9 protein-coding genes are annotated in these 6805 nt (G+C 41.4%); 4 read left to right on the top strand and 5 right to left on the bottom strand.

Going from position 1 to position 6805, the window contains the following annotated elements; translation table 11 throughout:
• Positions 1–65: 65 nt before the first annotated feature.
• The 4 genes from IEY40_RS18515 (at position 66) to IEY40_RS18500 (ending at position 3555) form a co-directional block, all read left to right on the top strand.
• Positions 66–716: a class I SAM-dependent methyltransferase gene (locus IEY40_RS18515; RefSeq protein WP_188958849.1), complete on the top strand. Its 651-nt coding sequence runs from the start codon at positions 66–68 to the stop codon at positions 714–716.
• A gap of 304 nt (positions 717–1020) precedes the next feature.
• Positions 1021–1995, top strand: coding sequence for a GGDEF domain-containing protein (locus tag IEY40_RS18510; protein WP_188958847.1), 975 nt, complete (start codon positions 1021–1023; stop codon positions 1993–1995).
• Between the two features lie 223 nt (positions 1996–2218).
• Complete coding sequence (locus tag IEY40_RS18505) at positions 2219–3244, top strand: YHYH protein (RefSeq protein WP_188958845.1); 1026 nt, start codon at positions 2219–2221, stop codon at positions 3242–3244.
• A complete protein-coding gene (locus tag IEY40_RS18500) occupies positions 3241–3555 on the top strand; it encodes a hypothetical protein (protein WP_188958843.1) in 315 nt (104 codons plus the stop codon). Before IEY40_RS18505 ends, IEY40_RS18500 begins: the two co-directional genes overlap by 4 nt.
• Before the next feature lie 86 nt (positions 3556–3641).
• On the opposite strand, the gene IEY40_RS18495 is transcribed toward IEY40_RS18500, so the two are convergent.
• From IEY40_RS18495 to IEY40_RS18475, 5 genes are all read right to left on the bottom strand, one after another.
• Positions 3642–4622, bottom strand: a complete 981-nt coding sequence (locus IEY40_RS18495; protein WP_188958842.1) for an AgmX/PglI C-terminal domain-containing protein — start codon at positions 4620–4622, stop codon at positions 3642–3644.
• Position 4623: 1 nt separating this feature from the next.
• Complete coding sequence (locus IEY40_RS18490) at positions 4624–5157, bottom strand: ExbD/TolR family protein (protein WP_188958839.1); 534 nt, start codon at positions 5155–5157, stop codon at positions 4624–4626.
• Positions 5154–5702 carry a biopolymer transporter ExbD gene (locus tag IEY40_RS18485; RefSeq protein ID WP_188958837.1) on the bottom strand — a complete coding sequence of 183 codons (549 nt, stop codon included), beginning with the start codon at positions 5700–5702 and terminating at the stop codon, positions 5154–5156. Before IEY40_RS18485 ends, IEY40_RS18490 begins: the two co-directional genes overlap by 4 nt.
• Before the next feature lie 5 nt (positions 5703–5707).
• Positions 5708–6361: a MotA/TolQ/ExbB proton channel family protein gene (locus IEY40_RS18480; protein ID WP_188958835.1), complete on the bottom strand. Its 654-nt coding sequence runs from the start codon at positions 6359–6361 to the stop codon at positions 5708–5710.
• A 119-nt stretch (positions 6362–6480) separates the two neighbouring features.
• A complete protein-coding gene (locus tag IEY40_RS18475) occupies positions 6481–6804 on the bottom strand; it encodes a hypothetical protein (protein ID WP_188958833.1) in 324 nt (107 codons plus the stop codon).
• Position 6805: the final 1 nt, after the last annotated feature.

The following is a 6805-nucleotide window of genomic DNA, read 5'->3' as shown; positions in this document are numbered from 1 at the left end:
TGGTTAGCGTTACGTTTTGTTACTTATCCCTGATACTTGGCCGATCATTACTAAAAGGCCGTCAAATGACAAGTCTTCGCTTAAGCTACCAAACGGTCGAGTTTGGCCTAATTGATATCCATCTTTGCACATTACGCGATAAACAAGAGTTTTCAGATCCTAGTGGTATTGCCGAAAAACTCGGTATATCTTCAGCAACATGGCCGCTTTTTGGTGTTGTGTGGCCATCAAGTTTAGTGCTGGCGCATCATATTGATGATTACTACACCGGCAATAAACGCATACTTGAAATAGGTTGCGGCATGGCATTGAGCAGCTTGTTGTTGAATAAAAGGCATGCCAACATCACAGCGACAGATTATCACCCTGAAGTGGGGAAATTTTTACTGCGTAATACTGAGCTAAACCAAGACAAACCGATTAGTTATGAACAAGCTGACTGGGCCAGTGATAAAGATCATTTGGGTTTGTTCGATTTAATTATTGGTAGCGATTTATTATACGAAGATGAGCATGTAGATTTGTTAGCCAACTTTATTAATGCCCATGCGAACGTCATTTGTGAAGTTATTTTAGTTGATCCAGGTCGAGGTAAAAAGAATAAGCTGTCAACCAAAATGATTGAGTTGGGGTTTAGCTCTGTTCACCAAAAACCATTACACACAGATTATTTACCTGAGGTATTTAAAGGGCATATTTTGACATTTTTGCGCTAAGCTTATTGCCACTAAAACGGCATGATACTCAGTATGGTGTTATCTTTGTATTAATGTCGTCACGCAGCAATAAACTCCCGTTATCATATATTCTAATGGTTTACTTTTTGGCTCTGTAACATTGCTTACAAGATGTGCATATAACACTGTCTTCTAATGTTACTTTTGCATAATATAGTTATGCAAAAGTTAGACTAAGAATGAATTACAAATAAAACATTAATGATACTGACGATAAAGTGTTGTAAACGGCAACGTATCGATTGATGAGCTTGACTGTTTTTTTATTTATGGCGAGAGCGTTATGATCAATCAGTTGCAAGAAAAATATCAATTGTCGCTTTTACTGCTTCTCAGTATTGTTGCTGTACTGGGTGTTTTTCCGTTTGTGGTTATTCGTTTTCTTGAGCACAATTATGTTGCTGCAATAATCGATATGACGCTAGTTATTGGGATTGTATCCCTTGTTGCTTATGCGCATAAGGCTAAGAAAATTCGCTTGGTTAGCGCCATATTGGCGATATTTATTAATGCTGGTGTCGTCACTATCGTGGTAGCGAATGGTACAGGTAGCTTTTTATGGGTTTATCCTGTTTTTGCAAGTACATTTATTTTAGTTAAACCGATAGAAGCCTTTATTATTAATCTTGTTGCTTGCCTATCTTTACTGGCGTTATCAGATATTTTTGAAACGGTATCGCTCAACTCATTTGTTGTCACAATCATTATGTTATCAATGAGCGCTTTTGTTTATGCCAGTCACGGAGCAAAACAATTTAGCTTACTCGAAACCCTCAATAGCGTTGACCCGCTTACCGGAGCCTTAAATCGTCGTGCAATGAGTACAGATATTCAGGCCGCGTTATCCCTTGCTGAACGTCAAGGCGTTAGTCATGTATTAGCTATTTTAGATTTAGATTTCTTTAAAAAAATCAATGATAAATTTGGTCATGCGGTGGGTGACAAAGTATTAAAAGATTTTGTAACCATTACGACTACTCATATTCGTAAACACGATCGTCTTTATCGGTTTGGCGGAGAAGAGTTTGTATTACTCATCCCTGATACCAATAACCAACCACAAGCATTTATTCAACATCTTCGAACAGCTATCAAAAATGAATTAAAAACACCAGATGGCCAAGAGATTACCGTGTCTTTTGGTGTTGCATCTTGGGTCAACGGAACAACAGCAGATACTTGGTTAAAACGAGCTGATGAAGCCTTATATTTGGCAAAAGAAAACGGCCGTGATTGTGCGGTATTCAGCAAAGATTAGGTTATTGCTATTCGTTATTCCCATCTTCCTATCTTCCTATCTATATTTATTCTTACAACGCAAACACTGAGAATATAAATATGCCAAAAAATAATTTGTTAAGTTAATTCAACAATATGTTGAGCCGTCGTTAAAAATACTTATTTACTGCACCGTTTATGCACAGTTGTTTAGTAGAGTCATGACTAATATCTATAAACACAAAAAATTGGGGTGTAGTGCAATGCAAATAAAGTCAACTCTAGGCTTAGTGGTTTGTTGCTCGTTATTGTTAGGCGGCTGCGGGACAGATGACACCACTGACAGTGTCGCAGACGCAGTAGCGGAAACGGTAACAGATACGGTCGAAACTGAAGTTGAAGAGGTTGTTGATAACATTGTTGTTGTCGATCCCTCTGTATTTGCGCTCAATTCGCTAGAGTCAATTGAGATAGTCGATTGTACCTTGTCTAATGGTGATGCCAGTACGTGTTATTCAGTGACCGTTAATGGCTTTCCTGCTGATAGAAATGAATTGGGGCCATTTTGCCCTGAATCTATAGAAACCACAGCTGATGATGCAGGTAAGTGGTTTGATGGTGGTGTGTTATATGATCTAACGGGCTCGTTCGTGTCTAACTTGAGTGTATTTTACGGTGACAGTAAATGGCAACTCTATGATAAAGACACGGGCTTAGTGAATATCACCGACACTCAAGTGGCTTGTGAAGCCGCAGCAAGGCCCAATGTGGCGGCCGAATACAATAATTTTTGTGTGCAATGTGAAATCAGTTATTACAGTGACGTTGCAGGAGAGGGGGTTTCTAGCACCTACTTAATACCTGTAACCCCTGTGCTACGAGATAGCCCAGCAGATATTAGCAGTGACAATGTCGGTGTGGCATTTAATGGTGTAAACCTTGCTGTTGCTGCACCTACTCAAGCTATTTTAAGTGCTTATACCATTGCTGCATTTGATGATTGCGTTGGTCATGTTAACCCCGTTGCAGGCTATCATTATCATGGTGCTAACCATGGAGATGGGACTTGCCCTGCGATTGACTATGAAAGTGATGGCCATGGTGGCGCATTTGCCTATGCAATGGACGGCTTTGCTATTTACAGCATGCTTAATCAAAGTGGTGAAGAAGACACTGACTTAGATGAGTGCCGTGGGCACAGTGATGACTCTCGCGGTTATCATTACCATGCAGCTGGTGCGGGTGAAAATACTTTTATTGGTTGCTTTGCTGGTGAGATAGCACAATGATGAACCCCCATTTTAAGTTATTGACAATGGCGGTAGTACTACTGACATTAACTTCAACGTGTTTATCTGCTTTTGCACATGAAGAACATGTTTTTAAAGCGCCTTGGGATGCCTGTGCTGATGCGATTAAAACTCAACAATGTGCTTACACTAACGCTCATGGTGATTTATTTAAAGGTACTTGCAGAGTATTTAACGAGGCATTGATGTGTGTGAGAAATCAACCGATAATCACCGCTGAAAAGGTAACGCCTGCTGATGTTGCTGAAGTGACAGTATCTTCACATCACGATAGTCACGAAAATCATTAATTTTTTATATTCTAACGATCAAAAAAGCAGGTAATGAGTATTTCATTACCTGCTTTTTACTGCTTAAAATGAGCAGATAAAGCTGGCTAACTTGGGAAGAAGTCGATGGCCCAAATGGTAGTCATTACCGCAACACTTTCAGCAGGGAAAGTAATTGACCGTAATACCAAGGTTAATTGACGCTCTAATTTAGCATCGTTAAGTTCGCTAGATTTAATGCTCACTTTACTGATACTGCCATTGGGTTGAATGACAATTTCGAACATCACTTTGCCTTTTAAAAAGGGATCTTTTCTTAAGGCGCGGTTGTAGAGCGAATAAAGCCGAGATTTATTGGCTTCTAATGTACGCCTTAATGCCGCCTCAGAACGTTGCCCACCTTGACTTGCCTGGCTGGCTTTTTCAGATGCAGCTCCTTTATTGGCTAACACTTCCTCTTTAGCGAGACGAATTTGTTGAGTTTCGTTACCGCTAAGTGCCCCTGATGATACCGTTTGACTAATGGCTGACTTTGCCAAACTGTCGGTTTGCTTATTGGCCGCCCCAGCTAATAGATCACGTTTTACTTTGACTTCTTGGCTTGTAGTTTGGTCAAGCTTACGCTGCGCAGTTGGTTGTACATCAAAGGCTTCACGCATCGAAAACAGATCATCTTTCATGGCGGCTAAGCCAGATGTGCTGGCTTTTTCTTTAGCAGCCTCACGGGTTGTTGGCTGCACAACTTGAGGTTTTACCGCAGGCTCAATTGGTTTTTCTACTACCTTATCTTCTGGCGGAGCAGGTTCGGGCTCTAGCAGAGGTTCAGGCTCAGGCGGTTTAACTTCTGGTTTAACCGGTGGCGGTAACTGCTTTTCTTGTAAGATGATTTTCGCTAATTGTGGCGGCACTTGCTCTTTAACTTCACGTGGCAGTTCGACTTGTTCAAGCATTGGCACCACAACGGCAAACACCAAATAAACCAATAGCAATAGCCACAAAATCTGTTTAAACAGCTTGTCTTGTTTACTGGGTTTAAATAAGTCGCCTAAATCATTAAAACTTGTCGACTCAAGGGCAGCTGTAGTCATGTTAGCTCTCCCCACCGGTTTGTTTAGCCTGTTGTTCAACCGCTAACGAAATATCACGATAACCCGTTGCCGCACAGGCTGCCATTATTTGCTTTAACACTACATAAGGTGTTGCAGCATCACCAATAATGGTTACTGCACGGCCATTTTGTTGCTCGGTTTCACTCAGTTCAGTACGTTTACTGGCTTGATAGGTTAGCTCGGTGGTTAAGGTGCTAATAAACTCAGGGTTTTCTTGCTCAGTTAATCCTTGTTCATCAGCACTTTTTTGCCAAATAGCGCGTTCTTGTACTAACACTGTGTCGGCGATAACGGTGATCACGAGGTTTTCAACGGGTAAAGTTTCTGCAACTGAAACAGGCAAAGTGAGCTTTTCGATATTTTGCAATACGCGCACTTCAGATTGATTCACAATTAAGAAAAACACCAAGATTGTGAAAATGTCCATTAAGGCGACAAGGTTAAGTTTACTACCCGCTTTTAAGCGCTTGTGATGTTTAACCAATCTGCGGCTTCTGGCCGATTGTTTCATCATTGCTTGACTCCGATTACTTGTCCAGCAGCCTGTGCCTCTGGAGTACTGGCAGGAGCGTCGCCAAGCGAGATCATTGGAAACAATTCGGCATCAACTAAATTGGCGGCAACGACAGCTTTAAACGATCGCACAGTATCCATAGCTGACACGATTGTTTGATAGTCTATTGCTGGGTCGAGTAATAATACGATGTCGTTTTTTTCAATACCTTGCTGTTGAAATGTCAGCTTTAAATCTTGCAGATATACCGACAATGCTGCGAAGTCGTAACCTGTATCGGTCACGTCAAAATGTTTAAGTGACATACCTGCCGGATAGTTAAGCGCTAAACGGTTTGGGGTAATCACTAATTCGAGTATTTTGGGTTCCTGTTCATCTTGCGCTTGCTCAGCTTCTGACAATACTGGCAATTGTAAGTTAAGAATGCGCACTTGTGAGAACACCAAACTCAGCAGTAACACTGGCACTAACACGATCATTAAATTCATAAATGAGGTGATATCCAGCTCTGCATCTTGGGTATTGGGGCGACGGTGGCGTCTCATACTCATTAGCCTCGGTTGTTATCCGTTTGCTGGTTAAATGACAACGAATTAAGCAGTTTGATGCCTGCCATTTCAATTGAGTCAACGATGGTAGCAGTTTTGGTTTGTAAGCTAGAGTGAAATAGAATCAATGGGATAGCTGTAATCAAACCAAATGCGGTGGTGTTCATTGCTACCGAAATACTCGATGAGAGTAAGTTGGCTTTTTCTGCCGGGTCGGCGCTGGCTACCGCAGAGAAAGCTGCAATTAGGCCCATAATGGTACCAAGTAGACCCAATAATGTGGCGATATTCGCCAATGTGGCAATAAAGGGCGTGCGTTTTTCAAGGCGTAGCATGTATTCCATTACGGTTTCTTCCATGGCGTATTCAACATCTTCACGGCGACTCGCGCTTGAAATACGCGCAATACCTGAACGTAATACGTCAAATACTGGCGCTTTATGGTTTTGTGCATGTTGGCTTATGGTATTGATGTCGCCAGTTTTTAAGGCATTTTTAATCAGCGCGAAGGCTTGCTGGTTAGTGCGATGAGCTGAGCTTAAATATAACCAGCGCTCAATGGTAATGGCCAAACCGACCACTAACACGAGTGCGATAGGGTAGATAAATGGGCCGCCATTTTGTAAAAACGCAATGATATGGTCGGTAAAACTCATGTGATGTTCCTTCTATTTTTGTTGTATTGGCACTATGTTCCTAGTGATGACATGGTGCCAGTTATCTTGTGTGCTAGTGACTCAGTTTTTAATCTAATGTTTTGTGGCTAATTTTTATTTTATTTCTCACTGGTTTGGCTGCTATTGGCAAAGTCTCTCACTTGTTGCCTAAATGCCTTGGGGTTAATGGGTTTAAATTGAGGCAGGGTGAGCCGCATTTCTTTGTTATTAATGTCTATTGGGTTAGTTATTCCTTGCCATGGCATGATGTAAAGCACTTTTGGCTGCTCTTGTGAGCCAGTAACCTGGCTTTGAATTACTACAGGCTTGTTGTTTGCTTGTTTAGTTTGTTGAGTATCGGCCTCATTGGCAAAACTTGGTTGAATAGCCGTTGTCCAAAATAAGGTCATCGCAACTAATTGCAGTGCTTTTGTTGTGTTCATC

The sequence above is a fragment of the Shewanella ulleungensis genome, from assembly GCF_014648315.1.
GTDB lineage: Bacteria > Pseudomonadota > Gammaproteobacteria > Enterobacterales > Shewanellaceae > Shewanella > Shewanella ulleungensis.
The sequence above is the reverse complement of the archived record's forward strand: the minus strand, read 5'-3'. Positions and strand labels throughout refer to the sequence as shown.

Coding starts and splice junctions, on each gene's coding strand:
- IEY40_RS18505 (WP_188958845.1), top strand. CDS start 2,219: ATGCAAATAAAGTCAACTCTAGGCTTAGTGGTTTGTTGCTCGTTATTG.
- IEY40_RS18480 (WP_188958835.1), bottom strand. CDS start 6,361: ATGAGTTTTACCGACCATATCATTGCGTTTTTACAAAATGGCGGCCCA.
- IEY40_RS18490 (WP_188958839.1), bottom strand. CDS start 5,157: ATGATGAAACAATCGGCCAGAAGCCGCAGATTGGTTAAACATCACAAG.
- IEY40_RS18485 (WP_188958837.1), bottom strand. CDS start 5,702: ATGAGACGCCACCGTCGCCCCAATACCCAAGATGCAGAGCTGGATATC.
- IEY40_RS18510 (WP_188958847.1), top strand. CDS start 1,021: ATGATCAATCAGTTGCAAGAAAAATATCAATTGTCGCTTTTACTGCTT.
- IEY40_RS18515 (WP_188958849.1), top strand. CDS start 66: ATGACAAGTCTTCGCTTAAGCTACCAAACGGTCGAGTTTGGCCTAATT.
- IEY40_RS18500 (WP_188958843.1), top strand. CDS start 3,241: ATGATGAACCCCCATTTTAAGTTATTGACAATGGCGGTAGTACTACTG.
- IEY40_RS18475 (WP_188958833.1), bottom strand. CDS start 6,804: ATGAACACAACAAAAGCACTGCAATTAGTTGCGATGACCTTATTTTGG.
- IEY40_RS18495 (WP_188958842.1), bottom strand. CDS start 4,622: ATGACTACAGCTGCCCTTGAGTCGACAAGTTTTAATGATTTAGGCGAC.